This window comes from Phyllobacterium sp. 22552, assembly GCF_052044585.1.
Classification (GTDB): domain Bacteria; phylum Pseudomonadota; class Alphaproteobacteria; order Rhizobiales; family Rhizobiaceae; genus Phyllobacterium; species Phyllobacterium ifriqiyense.
This window is the reverse complement of record NZ_JBQENG010000007.1, coordinates 208,680-225,846: the sequence shown is the minus strand read 5'-3', so window position 1 is coordinate 225,846 and position 17,167 is coordinate 208,680. Positions and strand designations below refer to the sequence as shown.

At 52.8% G+C, this 17,167-nt stretch carries 21 protein-coding genes; 11 read left to right on the top strand and 10 right to left on the bottom strand.

The annotated features are described in order from the left end of the window. The first annotated feature begins 25 nt into the window (after positions 1-25). The 9 genes from cyoA (at position 26) to ACTJI9_RS17420 (ending at position 8,614) form a co-directional block, all read left to right on the top strand. The gene (cyoA, locus tag ACTJI9_RS17460) at positions 26-1,177 is read left to right on the top strand and encodes a ubiquinol oxidase subunit II (protein WP_337353416.1); all 1,152 of its coding nucleotides are present in this window, start codon (positions 26-28) and stop codon (positions 1,175-1,177) included. Between the two features lie 16 nt (positions 1,178-1,193). Beyond that, complete coding sequence (gene cyoB, locus ACTJI9_RS17455; RefSeq protein ID WP_440809660.1) at positions 1,194-3,203, top strand: cytochrome o ubiquinol oxidase subunit I; 2,010 nt, start codon at positions 1,194-1,196, stop codon at positions 3,201-3,203. Further along, complete coding sequence (gene cyoC, locus ACTJI9_RS17450; protein WP_115055011.1) at positions 3,200-3,829, top strand: cytochrome o ubiquinol oxidase subunit III; 630 nt, start codon at positions 3,200-3,202, stop codon at positions 3,827-3,829. The genes cyoB and cyoC overlap by 4 nt, the downstream gene beginning before the upstream one ends. Further along, a complete protein-coding gene (cyoD, locus tag ACTJI9_RS17445; RefSeq protein WP_440809657.1) occupies positions 3,826-4,203 on the top strand; it encodes a cytochrome o ubiquinol oxidase subunit IV in 378 nt (125 codons plus the stop codon). The genes cyoC and cyoD overlap by 4 nt, the downstream gene beginning before the upstream one ends. Beyond that, a complete protein-coding gene (locus ACTJI9_RS17440) occupies positions 4,200-5,018 on the top strand; it encodes an SURF1 family protein (RefSeq protein WP_440809654.1) in 819 nt (272 codons plus the stop codon). Before cyoD ends, ACTJI9_RS17440 begins: the two co-directional genes overlap by 4 nt. A 4-nt stretch (positions 5,019-5,022) precedes the next feature. After that, entirely contained in the window at positions 5,023-6,375 is a 1,353-nt protein-coding gene (locus ACTJI9_RS17435; RefSeq protein ID WP_440809652.1) for an ATP-binding protein, read from the top strand. Continuing rightward, positions 6,365-6,898: a response regulator transcription factor gene (locus ACTJI9_RS17430; protein ID WP_307277347.1), complete on the top strand. Its 534-nt coding sequence runs from the start codon at positions 6,365-6,367 to the stop codon at positions 6,896-6,898. The genes ACTJI9_RS17435 and ACTJI9_RS17430 overlap by 11 nt, the downstream gene beginning before the upstream one ends. Positions 6,899-7,013: 115 nt before the next feature. Beyond that, entirely contained in the window at positions 7,014-7,379 is a 366-nt protein-coding gene (locus ACTJI9_RS17425; RefSeq protein ID WP_307277344.1) for a YciI family protein, read from the top strand. Then, positions 7,376-8,614, top strand: a complete 1,239-nt coding sequence (locus ACTJI9_RS17420) for an RNA polymerase sigma factor (protein ID WP_440809650.1) — start codon at positions 7,376-7,378, stop codon at positions 8,612-8,614. Before ACTJI9_RS17425 ends, ACTJI9_RS17420 begins: the two co-directional genes overlap by 4 nt. 4 nt (positions 8,615-8,618) lie before the next feature. Here ACTJI9_RS17420 and ACTJI9_RS17415 read toward each other — a convergent pair whose 3' ends face one another. The 3 genes from ACTJI9_RS17415 to ACTJI9_RS17405 all read right to left on the bottom strand — a co-directional run bounded on the left by ACTJI9_RS17415 (position 8,619) and on the right by ACTJI9_RS17405 (position 10,580). After that, positions 8,619-9,182 carry a methylated-DNA--[protein]-cysteine S-methyltransferase gene (locus tag ACTJI9_RS17415; RefSeq protein WP_440809648.1) on the bottom strand — a complete coding sequence of 188 codons (564 nt, stop codon included), beginning with the start codon at positions 9,180-9,182 and terminating at the stop codon, positions 8,619-8,621. 92 nt (positions 9,183-9,274) lie between these two features. Continuing rightward, positions 9,275-9,730 (bottom strand): hypothetical protein, encoded by a 456-nt coding sequence (locus ACTJI9_RS17410; RefSeq protein WP_440809645.1) that lies wholly within the window; start codon positions 9,728-9,730, stop codon positions 9,275-9,277. A gap of 142 nt (positions 9,731-9,872) precedes the next feature. Further along, a complete protein-coding gene (locus ACTJI9_RS17405) occupies positions 9,873-10,580 on the bottom strand; it encodes a glutathione binding-like protein (RefSeq protein ID WP_115055119.1) in 708 nt (235 codons plus the stop codon). Positions 10,581-10,704: 124 nt separating this feature from the next. Here ACTJI9_RS17405 and ACTJI9_RS17400 point away from each other — a divergent pair, with 124 nt between their 5' ends. After that, positions 10,705-11,607: a LysR substrate-binding domain-containing protein gene (locus ACTJI9_RS17400; RefSeq protein ID WP_440809642.1), complete on the top strand. Its 903-nt coding sequence runs from the start codon at positions 10,705-10,707 to the stop codon at positions 11,605-11,607. Positions 11,608-11,746: 139 nt separating this feature from the next. After that, positions 11,747-12,082, top strand: coding sequence for a PilZ domain-containing protein (locus tag ACTJI9_RS17395; RefSeq protein WP_115055003.1), 336 nt, complete (start codon positions 11,747-11,749; stop codon positions 12,080-12,082). 7 nt (positions 12,083-12,089) lie between these two features. Here ACTJI9_RS17395 and ACTJI9_RS17390 read toward each other — a convergent pair whose 3' ends face one another. From ACTJI9_RS17390 to ACTJI9_RS17360, 7 genes are all read right to left on the bottom strand, one after another. Continuing rightward, positions 12,090-12,560 carry a hypothetical protein gene (locus ACTJI9_RS17390; RefSeq protein ID WP_336441454.1) on the bottom strand — a complete coding sequence of 157 codons (471 nt, stop codon included), beginning with the start codon at positions 12,558-12,560 and terminating at the stop codon, positions 12,090-12,092. Beyond that, positions 12,557-12,964 carry a flagellar protein FlgN gene (locus ACTJI9_RS17385; RefSeq protein WP_440809638.1) on the bottom strand — a complete coding sequence of 136 codons (408 nt, stop codon included), beginning with the start codon at positions 12,962-12,964 and terminating at the stop codon, positions 12,557-12,559. Before ACTJI9_RS17385 ends, ACTJI9_RS17390 begins: the two co-directional genes overlap by 4 nt. 56 nt (positions 12,965-13,020) lie before the next feature. Beyond that, positions 13,021-13,494 (bottom strand): rod-binding protein, encoded by a 474-nt coding sequence (locus ACTJI9_RS17380; RefSeq protein WP_440809636.1) that lies wholly within the window; start codon positions 13,492-13,494, stop codon positions 13,021-13,023. Positions 13,495-13,579: 85 nt separating this feature from the next. Next, positions 13,580-13,978, bottom strand: a complete 399-nt coding sequence (locus ACTJI9_RS17375) for a hypothetical protein (RefSeq protein WP_307277321.1) — start codon at positions 13,976-13,978, stop codon at positions 13,580-13,582. Next, positions 13,978-14,727 (bottom strand): flagellar biosynthetic protein FliR, encoded by a 750-nt coding sequence (gene fliR / locus ACTJI9_RS17370; protein ID WP_354346390.1) that lies wholly within the window; start codon positions 14,725-14,727, stop codon positions 13,978-13,980. Before fliR ends, ACTJI9_RS17375 begins: the two co-directional genes overlap by 1 nt. Positions 14,728-14,738: 11 nt before the next feature. Then, positions 14,739-16,829: a flagellar biosynthesis protein FlhA gene (flhA, locus tag ACTJI9_RS17365; RefSeq protein ID WP_115054997.1), complete on the bottom strand. Its 2,091-nt coding sequence runs from the start codon at positions 16,827-16,829 to the stop codon at positions 14,739-14,741. A gap of 71 nt (positions 16,830-16,900) precedes the next feature. Further along, positions 16,901-17,167 (bottom strand): flagellar biosynthetic protein FliQ, encoded by a 267-nt coding sequence (locus tag ACTJI9_RS17360; RefSeq protein ID WP_115054996.1) that lies wholly within the window; start codon positions 17,165-17,167, stop codon positions 16,901-16,903.

Here is a 17,167-nt window from a genome sequence, read left to right as displayed (position 1 = left end):
GCTGTTTCCATTGACAGGAAGTCTCTTGAACCGTTTTTTTGCCATCGCCCTGCTTCCACTGCTTGCATTGCTTAGCGCGTGCAATGCTGTTGTCATGAGCCCGTCAGGCGACGTCGCCGTGCAACAGCGCGACCTGATCATTATTTCTACCGTCCTCATGCTTGTCATTATCATTCCCGTGATGGTGCTCACCGTGTTCTTTGCCTGGAAATACCGGCAGTCAAACACGGATGCGCCTTATGACCCGGAATGGGATCACTCCACCCAGCTGGAATTGATCATCTGGGCGGCGCCGCTGCTGATCATCATCTGCCTTGGCGCGGTTACCTGGATGGCGACACATTTGCTCGATCCCTATCGTCCGCTTGGACGCATTTCCCCCGGCAAAGCAGTTTCCGAAACGGTCAAGCCATTGCAGGTCGAAGTGGTCGCGCTGGATTGGAAGTGGCTCTTTATCTATCCGGAATATGGTATCGCCAGCGTCAATGAAATGGCCGCTCCCGTCGATCGGCCCATCGCTTTCCGGCTGACCTCCTCGGCGGTGATGAACTCGTTTTATATTCCTGCGCTAGCCGGGCAGATCTACACTATGCCCGGCATGCAGACGAAGCTGAGCGCCGTCATCAATCACCCCGGCGAATATGAGGGCTTTTCGGCCAATTACAGTGGCGCCGGTTTTTCCGGTATGCGCTTCGCTTTTCACGGCCTGCCGGATGAGGGTTTTGAAAAATGGATTGCCGACGTCAAGTCAAAAGGTACCACTCTTGATCGGATGACCTATCTGCAACTGGAACAGCCCAGCGAAAAAGTACCGGTACAGCATTATGCAAGTGTTGATCCGGAACTGTTCAGCGCAGTCCTCAACCGATGTGTGGAACGCGGCAAGATGTGCATGAGCGAGATGGATGAAATCGATGCCAAGGGTGGTCTTGGGATGGCCGGCATCTATAATACTCGTTCACTGGAATATGATAAGTACACAAGGCGTGGCGGCGCTGTCTTTGGCCCTGATCCTGCATTTGTTGTCGGCATCTGCACCACGGAAGAAGCCCTGCAGGCCAGCATGAATATACAGACGCTACCGCCCCTCAATACCTCTCCGTTTGTTGGTGCGGGTCTTCCCCGCCCCTCACCAACCCAACTGTTCGGTCTACAGCGCCGACCGTCTAATAGCTGAACGAAACGAGCCCGATATGTTTGATAATCCCGAACTTATAAAGCTGGTTTTCGGTAGGCTCACGCTGGAATCCTTCCCGCTGCACGAACCTATCCTTGTTGTGACATTTATCGTAGTCGCGCTCGGAGGCATCGCCGTGGTGGGTGCGCTTACCTATTTCCGCCTTTGGGGCTATCTTTGGCATGAGTGGTTCACAACAGTTGACCACAAGCGCATCGGCATAATGTACATGATCCTCGGCATCATCATGTTGCTGAGAGGCTTTGCCGACGCCATCATGATCCGATTGCAACAGGCAATGGCGTTTAATGGGTCCGAAGGATATCTCAACGCCCATCATTTCGATCAGATATTCACCGCGCATGGCGTGATCATGATCTTCTTCGTGGCAATGCCTCTTGTTACCGGCTTGATGAACTTTGTTGTCCCATTGCAGATCGGCGCCCGGGACGTATCTTTTCCATTCCTCAACAATTTCAGCTTCTGGATGACTGCCGCTGGCGCGGCACTTGTAATGATGTCACTGTTTGTGGGCGAGTTTGCCAGGACCGGCTGGCTGGCCTATCCGCCGCTTTCGGGTATCGGATACAGTCCGGACGCCGGTATGGACTACTACATATGGGCGCTGCAAATAGCGGGCATAGGTACGCTGCTGTCGGGCGTCAATCTGCTCGCAACCATCGTCAAGATGCGCGCGCCGGGTATGACTATGATGAAGCTTCCGATCTTTACGTGGACCGCTCTTTGCACCAACGTTCTGATTGTGGCCGCCTTCCCTGTCCTGACGGCAGTGCTGGCTTTGCTCACTCTCGATCGCTATGTCGGCACGAACTTCTTCACCAACGACTTTGGCGGCAATCCGATGATGTATGTCAACCTCATCTGGATTTGGGGTCATCCGGAAGTCTATATTCTCATTCTGCCCGCTTTCGGCATATTCTCCGAAGTGACATCGACCTTCGCCAGCAAACGTCTGTTTGGCTATACCTCGATGGTTTATGCCACCATCGTTATTACCATTCTTGCCTATCTGGTCTGGCTTCACCACTTCTTCACCATGGGTTCGGGCGCGAGCGTGAATTCGTTCTTCGGCATCACCACGATGATTATTTCGATTCCAACCGGGGCGAAGATATTCAACTGGCTCTTTACGATGTATCGCGGGCGGATTCGATTTGAACTGCCCATGATGTGGACGATCGCCTTTATGCTGACCTTTGTCATTGGTGGCATGACGGGCGTTCTGCTCGCCGTGCCTCCGGCTGACTTTGTGCTGCACAACAGCCTGTTTCTTGTTGCGCATTTCCATAATGTGATCATCGGCGGTGTTCTATTCGGGCTTTTTGCCGGTATCTATTACTGGTTCCCGAAAGCTTTTGGTTTCAGGCTCGATCCATTTTGGGGCAAGATGTCCTTCTGGTTCTGGGTGGTCGGTTTTTACTTCGCCTTCATGCCGCTTTACATACTGGGCCTGATGGGCGTGACACGTCGCCTGCGCACATTCGAAGATCCGTCCTTGCAGATCTGGTTTATGATCGCTGGTTTTGGTGCATTTCTCGTTGCTATCGGCATTCTGTCATTCCTCATCCAGATCTTTGTCAGCATTCGTAATCGCGAAGCGTTGCGCGATTTGACTGGCGATCCTTGGGACGGTCGCACCCTGGAATGGTCCACGGCCTCACCCCCTCCAGCCTATAATTTCGCTTTCACGCCAGTCATTCACGATCTCGACAGCTGGTACGACATGAAGAAACGCGGTTACAAACGCCCTGAAAAAGGTTTCCGCGCCATCCATATGCCAAGCAATACGGGCACCGGAATAATCCTGGCCGGAATAAGCATCGTTTTTGGATTTGCGATGATCTGGTACATCTGGTGGCTCGCGGCAGTAACGGCTATCGCATTGGTGGCGGTATCGATTGGGCATACATTCAACTACAAGCGCGATTTCCACATATCGGCAGATGAGGTTGTATCGAGTGAAAATGCCCGTACCGAACTTCTTGCTGCAGGGCTGAAATCATGAGCAGAGCAGCCGCGCATGTGACCACTGAAGATCCTGTGTTTTATCTGACTGACGAACATGACCATGCCGAAGGCGGCAGCACCATGTTCGGCTTTTGGATTTACCTGATGAGTGATTGTCTCATCTTTGCTGTGCTGTTTGCGACCTACGGCGTATTAGGCGGAAACTATGCCGCCGGTCCTGCGCCAAAAGATTTGTTTGATTTGCCACTGGTCGCGGTCAATACGTCGATGCTGCTCTTTTCATCGATTACTTATGGTTTCGCTATGCTCGCCATGGCAAAAGGCCGGGTGGGTTCCACACAAGCGTGGCTCGCCCTTACGGGTCTGTTTGGTGCGGCATTCCTTTGCATCGAACTTTACGAATTTGCCCATATGATTCATGAAGGTGCCACGCCCCAGCGCAGCGCCTTTCTCTCTTCCTTTTTCACATTGGTCGGAACGCATGGGCTTCACGTCACCATTGGCTTGATTTGGCTTGTTACCTTGATGGTTCAGGTTGCCCGCTATGGGCTGATCCAAGCGAACATGCGGCGCCTGATGTGTCTCAGCATGTTCTGGCACTTTCTTGATGTCATCTGGATTGGTGTCTTTACGTTCGTTTACCTGATGGGAATGCTACGATGAGCACAAAGGCAAAGGCCCACCACGACAGCCACAATCATGATGAAGCCCATTCTCACGGCTCGCTCAAATCCTATTTGATCGGGTTTGGCTTATCCGTGATCCTGACTGCCGTACCCTTCTGGCTTGTCATGAGCGGTGCGTTGGATTCCAAGCAAACCACCGGCCTCGTCATTATGGCATTCGCCGTGGTGCAGATTGTCGTTCACATGATTTTCTTCCTTCATATGAATGTCCGCTCCGAGAATGGATGGACAATGATGGCACTGATCTTCACGCTTGTGCTGGTCATTATCACGCTCACCGGTTCGCTTTGGGTTATGTATCATCTGGATACGAACATGATGCCCAGCATGGATATGAGACAGATGCCATGAAAAAAGCCCTGACCGCGCGCGGGCTTGCCGCAAGCGGCGAGCGGGTCGGGGAGACAGACAATTCGCGCGAAGACGATAGGCGCCTGCCCTCAATCAAACTGGTATTGATCGGTGGCCTTGTCCTTTTCTGCATTATCGTGCTTACCAGCCTTGGTATCTGGCAACTGCAACGCCGTGTCTGGAAGCTTGATCTGATCAACCAGGTTGAGCAAAGAGTGAATGCTACGGCTACGGCGGCCCCCGGCCCCGATATATGGGCCGGGATCAATGCCAAGGATTTTGCATATCGCCACGTCACGACCAGCGGAAAATTTCTCGACAAGCCGGCGGCGCTTGTACAGGCGGTAACAGCGCGCGGCAGCGGATTTTGGGTGCTGAGCCCTTTTCAAAGTACAGATGGATTTACCGTTTTCATCAATCGTGGCTTCGTTCCAACGGATAAAGCCCGTGATGAATGGCGGGCGGACCATCTGCCGCCAATCACCATAACCGGACTGTTGCGCTTAACGGAGCCCAAGGGCGGATTTCTGCGCAACAATGACCCGGTCGGAGACCGTTGGTATTCGCGTGATGTCATGGCCATGGCAGCAGCTCACAATATTAGCCCTGTTGCTCCATATTTTATCGATGCCGATGCAAATCCTGATCCAAATGCGCTTCCGATTGGGGGGCTTACTGTCATTTCCTTTGCCAACAACCATCTGGTCTATGCCCTGACCTGGTTTGGCATGGCGCTTTCGCTGGGCGCTGCCTCGACTATTATCGGGCGAAATGAATGGCGAGCCCGGCAGCGCCCAGAATACAGATCGGGTTGAAACCATGAGCGAGACCAAGACGACTCCTATCGCTACACTGCCGGATCAATCCGACATCAGTGCTTCTATTTTTCCTCCCGCCGATCACACAGCAAACTGGAAAAACATGACGCTGCTGGTGCAGCTGCGCTGGATCGCTGTCATTGGCCAGATCGTCACCATTACCGTGGTGCATTCGGCTATGAAAATAACCCTGCCCATTGTCCCGATGGGTGTCGTTCTGTGCGCTTTGGTCGTTCTCAATCTTGCAAGCATATTGTGGCTGCGTCGGCGTCGGAGCGTCACGGCGGCAGCCTTGTTCATTGCTTTAGTCCTGGACGTTGCCGCCCTCACCGTGCAGCTTTACCTGAGCGGCGGGGCAACCAATCCATTCATCTTCCTCTATCTTCTTCAGGTGACGCTCGGCGCAGTGTTGCTTGATGCAAGATTGACATCCGCCATCGTCGCCATCGCCAGCGCAAGCTTTGCCGGGCTGATAATATTCTACAGGCCATTGCTCTTGCCGGGTCATGCGCCTGATGAACTGTTCCGGCTCCATATATTCGGAATGCTTTTATGTTTCATACTTGATGCCGCGCTTCTTGTTGTCTTCATTGCCCAGATCAGTCGCAATTTGCGTGAACGGGACGCCAATCTTGCGGCGCTCAAACAACATGCTGCGGAGGAAGACCATATCGTCCGCATGGGACTTCTCGCGTCAGGTGCAGCGCACGAGCTGGGTACACCACTGTCTTCGCTATCGGTGATATTGGGTGACTGGAGACGTATGCCTGCTTTGTCCCGCGACCCTTCAATGTTGCAGGAAATAGACGAGATGCAGGCTGAGGTTCAGCGCTGCAAGGCAATTGTGACCGGCATCCTGCTATCTGCCGGAGAGGCGCGGGGCGAATCCCCGAAAATCACCACAGTAAATACATTTCTCGATGAACTTGTCAGTGAGTGGCGAGCAGCCAGATCCGGCGCGAGGCTGTCTTATGGCAACGCATTTGGGCTTGATATTGCCATTGTGTCCGACTCCGCATTGAAACAGGTCATCTATAACATTCTTGACAATGCCTTCGACGCTTCCCCCAATTGGATAGGTTTTATGGCAGAACGCGATGGCGATACCCTTGTGCTGCGTATCAGCGATGCCGGACCTGGATTTGCCGCCGAGATGCTGGCACAGTTTGGCAAGCCCTATCAATCAAGCAAGGGCAGGCTTGGCGGCGGGCTTGGTCTTTTCCTCGTGGTCAATGCGGTGAGGAAACTTGGAGGTGTCGTGTCCGCCAGAAATCTGCCGCAAGGTGGGGCCGCAGTAACAATGAGTCTGCCACTCGCCTCGCTTGCAATTGGAGCACGTTCCCATGTCCGATAAGCGTCGGTTGATTATTGTCGAAGATGACATCGCTTTCGCCAAGACGTTGAAACGTTCCTTCGAACGACGCGACTATGATGTCCTGCTGGCGTCCAGTCTGGAGGAGCTCACCGAGATCCTGAAAGAGAATTCACCCGGTTATGCGGTCGTCGATCTGAAGCTGGCGGGCGCATCTGGTCTGGCATGTGTCGAGGCATTGCACAGCCATAACGCATCGATGCTGATCGTTGTCTTGACCGGCTTCGCAAGTATTGCGACCGCTGTCGAGGCCATTAAGCTTGGCGCCTGTCACTATCTCGCCAAGCCATCCAATACGGATGATATTGAGGAGGCATTCAGCAAGGCGTCGGGCAATGCCGATATAGCACTGACTGCTCGCCCCACCTCAATCAAGACGCTGGAATGGGAACGTATTCATCAAATGCTTGTTGAAACGGACTTCAACATTTCCGAAACAGCCAGGCGGCTGGGCATGCACCGGCGTACCTTGGCCCGGAAGCTGGAAAAACGGCGCGTGACCTGAACGGCGTCAGCAACATTTTTTGCGCTATCGTGAAAATAATTTTGTAGCTTTGTCGAATCGGACCTTCCCCAAACGATTATGGGTGTTCAACAAGCTAACTGAAGGAAATCAGATTATGCGTTACGCCTGTCTCATCTATTACAATGCAAAAACACTCTTTGGCGGAAGTCCTGAAGCCAATGCCGCACTTTCCGAATGTGCCAACTATGATGAAAAACTGAAGGAAAGCGGCCATTTCGTCATGGGTGAAGCCCTGGAACTACCTGAAAACGCCATGACCTTACAGGTCCGCGATGGCAAAATGTCAGCAGTCGATGGGCCTTTCATGGAAACCAGAGAAATGCTGGGCGGGATTATCCTGATTGAAGCCAACGATCTCAATGACGCGGTGCGTGCCGCATCGGGACATCCCTTGGCAAAGATCGGTTCCATCGAAGTCCGCCCGGTTGTCGACTTCAGCACGCCGCCGCCAGAACTGTGAACCGGCCGGGTGCAAACGCCGCCTTTGAAACCATCTATCGTTCCGAAAAGCGCCGCGTCCTTGCAACATTGATCCGTCTTCTCGGTGGATTTGAAGCGGCGGAGGAGGCCTTGCAAGAGGCCTTCACCGCCGCCGCAGAGCGTTGGCCGCGCGATGGTATTCCGCAAAATCCCTATGCCTGGCTCGTCTCTACGGGACGATTCAAGGCCATTGATCGCTGGCGCAAACAGGCGCGGCTCGCTGCTGCCATGCCCGAGCTTACTGCCCTTTCCGACGAACTCTATGAACCTGCAGTGCCAGAAGATATCAGCGATGATGAACTACGGCTGATCTTCACCTGTTGTCATCCGGCACTTGCCGCCGACGCACGTATCGCCCTCACCTTGCGCGAGGTTGCGGGATTGACGACTGAGGAGATTGCGCGGGCCTATATCGCTCCTGCCCCAACCATCGCCCAGCGTATTGTCAGGGCAAAGAGTAAAATTCGTGAAGATGCTATTCCCTATGAAGTGCCAAGCCATGCCCAACTTCCAGAACGCCTCGAAAGCGTTTTGCGGGTTATTTATCTCATCTTCAACGAGGGCTATGCCGCTACTGAAGGACCGGGGCTGACACGGGCCGACCTTTGCGCCGAAGCAATTCGGCTCGGTCGACTTATGGTTGATTTACTGCCAGACCCGGAAGCTATGGGCCTGTTGGCATTGATGCTTTTGCATGAAGCACGATATCACACCCGTATCGATCAAGCAGGAGATATCATATTGCTGGAGGACCAGGACCGGTCGCTCTGGGATCGTCGCCTGATCAACGAAGCTGGAGCACTGGTGGAGCAGGCATTTGCCGCCCGCAATATAGGTCCCTACGTCCTTCAAGCTGCCATTGCTACCGTCCACGCCAACGCATCGACAACCGAGGGCACGGACTGGGCGCAGATCGTTACGCTATATGATGTCCTGCTGCGTGTGGACCCATCCCCTATAGCAGCCTTAAACCGTGCTGCAGCACTTTCAAAACGTGATGGACCTGAAGCGGGCCTTGCTGCCATCGAAGCAATTATTCAGCAAGGACAACTCCAGAATTATCCATTGGCCTATGCAGCCCGTGCCGATATGCAACGACAGCTAGGGATGGTGGAAGCCGCCGTCGATTCTTATCAGCGCGCCATAGCGCTGACGCGTCAACCTGCAGAGTTGCGCTTTCTCAAGTCGCGCCTCGCAGCCTTGTCATCAGGATAAATTCTCAAAACCCAAATGACTGCTGGGCTGCAGGTGGAACACCAAGATGGACGCCCTCCAATTCAAGCATATGTGCCTTCGCGATCGAACCGCCAGGCGCTGAAAAGCCACCGACCTTACCTCCGGCGGCCAAAACCCGATGGCATGGGATAATCAGAGGAATCGGGTTTTTCGCCATGGCCTGACCAACGTCTCTTGCGGCTTCCGGGCCTGCTCCAAGTTCTTTTGCGATTGTGCCGTATGTGGTGGTATTGCCCCAGCCAAGCCGTCTCGTTTCCGTATAGACCTGCTCGAAAAACGGCTCCTGATCACCAACGTCTACTGCAACACCGGAGAAATCTGTTTCTTCTCCCTTAAAGTATCGCTTTACAGCAGCAATTACTTTCGCAACCTGCGCTGTCGGTTCGCTGGATAGTGCTTGGGGCAAGCGACGAAGCAGAATGCGCTCTGTCGCCTCGGCGCTTTTCGTCGGCAACTGAAACCGCGTAATACCAATATCGTTCCAGGCGATACCGCAGAATCCGCCTGCGGTATCAAAAACACAATAGTGATGTATCGTCTCGTTCATGGAGGCAGCCTCAAACTTCGTTCTGCCTAAAGAATCGTGGACTTCGACAAGAAATTCAATCCGATTCTTGCATGCGCTGTCAGCAGACTTGATCAGTCGGCAGCGGACATAACAATATCGCAGAGTCCTTTGCGCACGATTTTTTCCGACGTTACCTGCCCCTGCTGGATGTTGAACATGGCATCGACCCGTGTACCCGCGCCCTTCTTGCGAGCCACTATCCGCAAGGTTTGTTCGCGACCGGAGCCCGTGGTCTCTTGGTAAGCGTCAATTGCTCCCAATGACTTGTCGACCTGTATTCCCAAAAAACCTTCCGCAGCCACCGCCTGAGCAAGTGTTTTCAAAACCTGATCTGCTTTGACCTTTGGAAAAACATATGAGGTTTTGTAATTCATTGCCGTTATTAAGGGAACTCCTGTCACCTTAAAGTTACTTTCGCAAGTTTGCGCATGACTTGCCGAAACACCGACTACCGCAAACAGCAAAGTCAGAACAACTTGTTTTTTCAATGGTAGGACTCCCCCGAGTATGATGAAAAAGCTTGCCAATCTCAATCTGAGAATTTTGCCCTAAAGTAAAGAAGCTTTTTCATCATTATACCAGGAAAGCAAAAACGGGATCGCTTCCCTGGTAACTCTATGGAACTGACGACACGTCAACAGCGTGGAGAAATGCCGCTTTTCCGGTTGCTTATGCTGCTTTGCGAGTAGCTCTCAGGGCATCGTCAAAACTTACATGTCCTGCAAAGCCACCAGCGGAGACTGCCTGTTCTTCATGCTCGATCGCATGGGCGAACCTTACGCCTGCATCAGCTTCCAATCTTTGGTGAAGCGCGCTCAGACCGGGATAGTTAGCGTAGCTTGCTGTCTTGTGAAAATCGCTCCAACGGGCGATTCCCATAAAGTATGCATCTGCCAATGTCCGGTTATCACCCAACAGCCATGGCCGGTTTCCAAGCAGGAGTTCCAAGTCCTCATGAGCCTTGGCTACCTTTGTCTTACCATAAGCAACCAGCACCTCCCTTTCGTTTTCATCGCTTGCATGTTCAAGTGCATACCAAAGCGATGCATATGCGTTGAAAAAGGTGGTGTTCAAAAACGCCAGCATCTGGTTCAGGCGATCAAAGTCTTTCGTGCCCTGCCTGAAGGCTATTCCCTGTTCAACAGCTCCGGCTCCGATATGGTTGAGGATTGCCATGCTTTCGCTGATAAACTCGCCGCTTGCCGTACGCAGAGTCGGTGTCTCCCCAATAGGATTGATCTGCCGGTAAGCCTCGCTGGTAACGGTTTCCGGCATTGCAATGCGCGAGAGTTGATAGGGTTGCCCAGACCATTCCAGCGCGACAATCGAACCGAAAGAACAGCCCTCGGGTACCCCGTAAAAAAGTATTTGTGTCATGATTGTTTCCTGTTTTTCCATTCAAGGCTCTTCCGCCTTCACGCCTATTAGTTATTATTATTGGACGATCTTTCGGTAGGCTGCAATTTTGCAACCTATCGTCTACATATGTGGACTATGGGTGATGCGGATGATGAATCTCAATGATCTTTATCTTTTTGTTCAGGCCGTTGAAGGCGGGAGCTTTTCGGAAGCCGGGCGACGTCTCGGTATTCCCAAATCGACAATCAGCAAGCGTATAGCCGAGCTTGAAACGGAGCTGGGTGCGCGCCTTATCCACCGCACATCGCGCAGTTTTTCCTTGTCAGACGCTGGCCGTGACTTTTTTAATCATGCCCGTGGTGCGTTGATTGAAGCGGAAGCGGCAGAGAATATCGTTCGAAGCCGCATGGCCGAACCGAGCGGCACGGTAAGGCTGACGGCCTCCATTCCTGCGACACAGTTTTATCTGGCAGACTTCCTTCCTGTAATCGCCGGCAAATACCCCAAGATAAATCTGGAAATGCATGCGAGCGACCGGTTTGTGGATATTGTCCAGGAAGGCTACGATTTGGCAATTCGCAGTCATTTTGCCCCCCTGCCGGATTCGGACCTCATTCAGAAACAGTTGATGCTCGAACCGATATTTGTCGTTGCGTCTCCCGGATATATTTCCGCACAAGGTGCTCCCGCCACCCCGCACGACTTGATCAATCACTTTGGTTTGCTAACTGCTCCCGGAGCAGAAAACTGGCACCTTGTTTCTGACACTGGCGTGGCGGTAACGGCAAAACCGATCCGGAGAATGATGGCCAATGAATCGATAGCCTTGATCAAGGCGGCTATTGCCGGACTAGGGCTGACATGTCTGCCCTCGTCAATTTGCGCCAGCGCAATCCGAAGTGGAGATTTGGTCCGCGTTTTACCCGGCTGGTCAGCCGGAACTGTGACAACCACATTGCTGATGCCCCATCGTCGCGGTCAATTGCCCAGCGTCCGGGCCGTCGTGGAGTTTTTGTCAGGTCAACTGCCGAGAAGCGTCAACTGACCAATCGCGAGCTGGCATTAGATACATAAACTCGTGAGCGCTCCAGTTCATAACGGATTTGCAATTGTTTCAGAGTACACAATGCCAGATTGCAGACTTCGGTTTGAAACCGGCTTTATGATTGCGTTGAGTAGTGTCCATGTCCGTGTCCGGCAAATCAGAACAAAGAGAACTGGAACGCAAACGGACAAGATTGCGCTCGGGTAAACTTGTGAGCTTGGATGGACAATTCCTCACCGAGTGCCATTTTCAGGATCTGGCCAAAGGCGGAGCCCGCATAAGGATCATCGGCCAGTGCGACATACCTGAGCGTTTCTGGTTATTTGACGATCAATATTGCGGCGCGCTCATCACACACATTGTCTGGCGCAAGAATCTGGATATTGGGGTGCGGTTTGCGCCCGATTCAACCGTCGCTCCATTGAGCGAAAGCGTGCTTCATGCATTGTCGGGCAAATATTATTCACTCGGCTAAAACGGGATCAACCGCGGCTGATACCTTTGGTGTTTTGATCGCGGATTTCCTTGGATGAAATATAATTGAATTGCTGAACCAGGAGATCTTTAACAAGCGGTTCGGGGAAACGCGCATTGACCCCATCGATAATGGCCTGTTTTACGTCCTCGAACTTGACCGCCTCCACCTCCTTCACATCGGAGTAGTGACCGTAAAACTGCCGGAATATCTCATCATTGATGAAAAACGATACCGGTGTTTTGACGGAGGCTTTTACAGCGCTGTCGATCGTATAAATAAGCTGGGTCACAACATAGCCTTGAACGGCACCGTCGATAATAATTGGAACACTGAAAACTTCCGTTTTTCCGTCATCAAGCGGCTGAGCATCATGCGAAGTCACTGCGGCAGTGGCTGAGTTTTGCTGGACAGCAAAATAAAGCGAGCCGAGAGCAACAGCGCATATCCACAATCCGATGATGACGATGCGTATCATGCGCCCATGCCGTTCCGCATTTGCCGCGCCGTATAAGTGCCATCAGCTTCATGTGTTTCCAGCGCGTCGCGGATTATTCCCGTCAGTTCGCTGACAGCCCGCAGATGCAATTTCAACGCTTCACAATTACGCTCCAGCTTGAGCCTCAGACTGTCAAGAACCGGCTGAAGTGTCTTGAGCGCTGGGTTATCGACCGATTTCACAGCCTTTCCCAGGGCCTTGTTAAAATCCCGCAATCCACGGCTTTTGCTTGCATTGATATCGGCAAGATCAACAGCCCCGCCTTCCATGAGCAGATCTGTCTCATACTCAATAACATCTTCCAATCGCTGGATGGCGATGAGAACAGGACCAAGCGATGGATTAAGACCTATATGCTGCTTGTTGTCGTTGACGGTTTCCATATTCATTCCTTCCAATCTTTCGGCCGCAGCCGTTCGATCTGGTAAAATACCGGGTTTCAACCCTGCTCTTTCGTAGAAATTGGCGAAGTGGTGCCAAGAGGCTGAGCCACTTCGTTTTTAATTCGTTTGGCACTTTGCTCTTCCAGCATGCGTGCAATTCCAATTCCGCCTGCGTCTGCCATCTGATTGGCAAGGGCTTCGGACATCATCGACTTCCAATATCCCCCTGCGATGCCTTCGCCATAGACCGCTTGATTCTCGCCGGTGAACATTGATTCAATGAAGGATTGCAGCATGACGGCTTCAAACTTTTTGAAGGCCGGATTTGAAACAGGTGTGTTTGATTGCACACCCTCAGAACTGACCCTCCCTGCCTGCAAATGGGCAAAACTCTCGCCGGACAGCGGGGTTTGTGCCGCAGCCCGATCAGCAGCCACGCTTCGCAATCTTTCCATCGCTACCCGCATGGCCTGCGGATCAGCGGCCTTCGTCGCATCCAACACCAAATCAGAAGGCGAATTAATAGACATAAAAGACAGACCCAAACTGTTTCATGTTTGTGACACTAGCTGTTCAAACTTGACTGAGGCTTGAGCCTTCATTTGGGGCCTGTCTTTAATTTGCGGCTTTTCCGAGCAACTGGCTGATATATTCATCGATTTCGACAGTGGCATGGTGGCGTTGTTGTTCGCTTTCATGGGATCGCAACCGGTCGTTCAGGACATCCAGCGTTCTTGAAATCTTCAACAGGTTCTTGCGTTGAACGGCCATCTGATCCGTCAGATGAATTGCTCTCATTCTGTTCGTTTCCAGTCGTCGTATGATGAGGTCTGGAGGAACCAGATCAGCGCCGGGTTTGAATCTGTCATCCTGCATTTTGAATAGCGCCTCGCTCTCATCCCCAATCGCCACTAATTGCGCATTGAGACCGGCAATGGTCAGTTCGGACCGGGCCTTTGCCAGTTTCTGCAATCGGATCAAGGCAAGATATGAAGCACGCTTGCTGGTTGCCATCAAAATGTCCTCAGATAAGAGCCGGCTTCGCTTGTGAACAATCTGAGCAGGTCCGGCATGGCGAAATAGAGCAGCATGAGACCGCCAGCCAGAACGAATGGCATTGAGATAAAGTAGACAGGAATGGCAGGCGTCAGCTTGTTGATCAGCCCAACAGCAACATTCACGACAACTGCAAAAACAATGAACGGTGCAGCTATGCGGATGGTGCTCATGAACGCCTTTGAAAGCGTGTCTGTCAGATTGACCATGGCTGTGCCCGGCTGGAAAATGCCGTCTACCGGGATCGCCGTATAGGATGACAGGAGCGCGCGAAACACCTCCAGATGTAAATCAGTGATGAAGAAAAGACAGAGCGCCGATAGCGTAACAAAGCTTGCGATTGCTGCTTGCGGCTCCTCACCTTCAATCGACCCGGCCGGTGCCCCGGAATAGCCGACAGTCATTGCGATCGTATTGGCCATGAACTGCAAGGCCCAGAAATACATGCGGGCCAGCACACCGATCAGCCCGCCGACAATAATTTCCACCACAATGATCCGCATCAAAACGAGAGGAGCGGCCTTTGCTGCTGGAGCCACTTGGGTCAGCACCAATGGAACCACCATGAGCGAACATGCCAGGGCCAGAAAAAGCCGTATCTGAACGGGGATGCGCGGGCTGGAAATGCCCGGCATGATCAGCAGGCAAGCACCAACGCGCGCGAACACCAGAAATGCAGCAAGTGCGGTATCACCCAGCGGCAGCATTCAAATCCCGCTCACGAAATCGTTCCAAGCGAACGAACTTCAACGCCTCGCGCAATTTCCACATGAGACAGAACTGACAGCGTTGTAAACAAGCGCTCAATGATCATGCGGATATAGGGCCGCGCTTCCGGCGAAGCGACCAGAACAAAACGCTCTCCCGCATCGAGATGTTTGCGAATTGCGGTGGTCGCTTCCGTTCCAAACTGTTCAAGCAAACGCGGGTCAATGTCGAATTCCGTGACCTCCCCCTTGGCATCCCGCTTGAGGCTTTGATGGAAAACCAGATCCCAGCGATTGCCCAGGCGCAACACGGAAAGCACGCTATTGTCGGCAAGATCGCCGCAAATCTGCTGTGCCATGCGCATACGCACATGCTCGACGATCATCTCCGACCGCCGGACATGCGGCGCCACTTCAGCGATAGCCTCAAGGATTAGATTGAGATTGCGGATCGAGACCCGTTCCGAGAGCAAAAGCTTCAAAACCGCCTGCAAGCCGGAATAAGTGAGATTGGCAGGGCAGATATCATCAAGCAGCTTCTTGTATTCCGGGCCAAGCCGGTCGAGCAGCGCCCGCATATCTTTGTAGGACAGCAATTGCGAGAGATTATTGCGCACGATCTCGCTCAGATGCGTGAGCAGGACCGAAAGATTATCGACAGTCATATAGTTGTCGCGCTTGAGTTCTGCCGCGAATGTTTCGGGAACTGAGTAAGCCTTCATACCGAAAGCCGGTTCGCGCACTTCTTCGCCGGGAACGTGTGGCGGTGGCCGATCTCCGGGAATGACAAGGATTTCGCCGACGCGTAGCTCATGCGACGCCACTACGGTTCCGTGAATTTTGATACGATAGGTTTTCGGCGGCAGCAGAAAATCGTCCGTAACCTTTATTTCAGGCACGACAAAGCCGTATTCGACCGCGAATTTCTTGCGCATTTTGTTGACACGATGCGCCAGTTCCAATTGCGAGGACATCAGCCGCGAAGAAAGTTGCTTGCCAAGGCAAAGTTCGATTTGTGCTGTTTCCAGCGATGCCTTGACAGAATTGCGGTCTTCGTCCTCGGCGGTCTTCTGCTTGATCGCCAGTTCAGCCTGCGCTGCGGCGGCAACCCTGGCCAGCTTGCGGGGTACAGAAATGCCAATTGCGGTCAAACCGATGGCAAGGATAAAGAATGGAAATGCTGGCAGGCCCGGCAATATACCGAGCACAAAGAGCAGAAGAGCAGCTACGAAAAGAGCTTTTGGATAGGCGCCCAACTGTCCGAACACAGCCTTGTCCGTCGATCCCCGGGTGCCTCCCTTGGAGACAAGCAGACCCGCTGCCAGCGATACGATCAATGCCGGTATTTGCGTAACCAGACCATCGCCGACAGACAGTTTGGTGAATACGTCAGCAGCTTCGCCGACTTCCATACCGTGCCGGGTCACACCGATAATGATGCCACCAAAAATATTGACTGCGGTTATGATCAAGCCGGCAATCGCATCGCCGCGCACGAATTTGGAGGCGCCGTCCATCGACCCGAAGAAGGCACTTTCCTCTTCCAATTCGCGGCGGCGGTGCTGTGCTTCCTTCTCATCAATAAGTCCGGAGGATAGATCCGCGTCAATCGCCATCTGTTTGCCCGGTATGGCATCGAGCGTAAAGCGTGCCCCTACTTCGGCAATACGCGTTGCACCCTTGGTGATGACGAGAAAATTCACGATGATCAAAATTGCGAAGACCACCAGACCGATAACGAAATCACCGCCCATGACGAATTGCGAAAAGCCATGGATGACCTGTCCCGCCGCGGCGTAACCTTCGTCGCCGTGGGTTAGAATAACGCGGGTTGTTGCAATATTGAGTGATAGACGCATCATCGTCGCGATCAGCAGCACAGTGGGGAATGCAGAGAAATCAAGCGGACGCTGTATCCACAGCGAAACCATCAGGATCAACACAGACAGAGCGATAGAAAAGGCAAGTCCGATATCGAGAACCATCGGGGAAACCGGCAGGAATAGTACCGTCAGAATAATGACGATGCCGAGCGCAAGACCGACATCACTGCCGGTCAGGTAGCCCTTATCACCCAGTCGTTTTACTGCTGCCTGCTGCACGGCATTCTCCTATTGTCGGATGGACCATAGGAGACGAAGCTTACGCGAAGCCCGCGCGTTAGAGCTTTGGATCAAAAACCCTTTTCAATCCGCGAATAGGTCAGCAGCGTCAGCGTATTGATCTGCGAGCCGACAAAAGGTGCGGTCAGAGCAAGCACTGCCAGAATAACCAGTATCTTCGGCACGAATGTCAGGGTGACTTCCTGAATCTGCGTCAGGGCCTGAAACAGGGCAATGCCGACACCTGCAAGCATCGCTGCACCAACCGCCGGGCCGGCGGCTACGATAACCGTCCAGATCGCCTGATTGACAATATCCAGTGCATCAGCTTCGTTCAT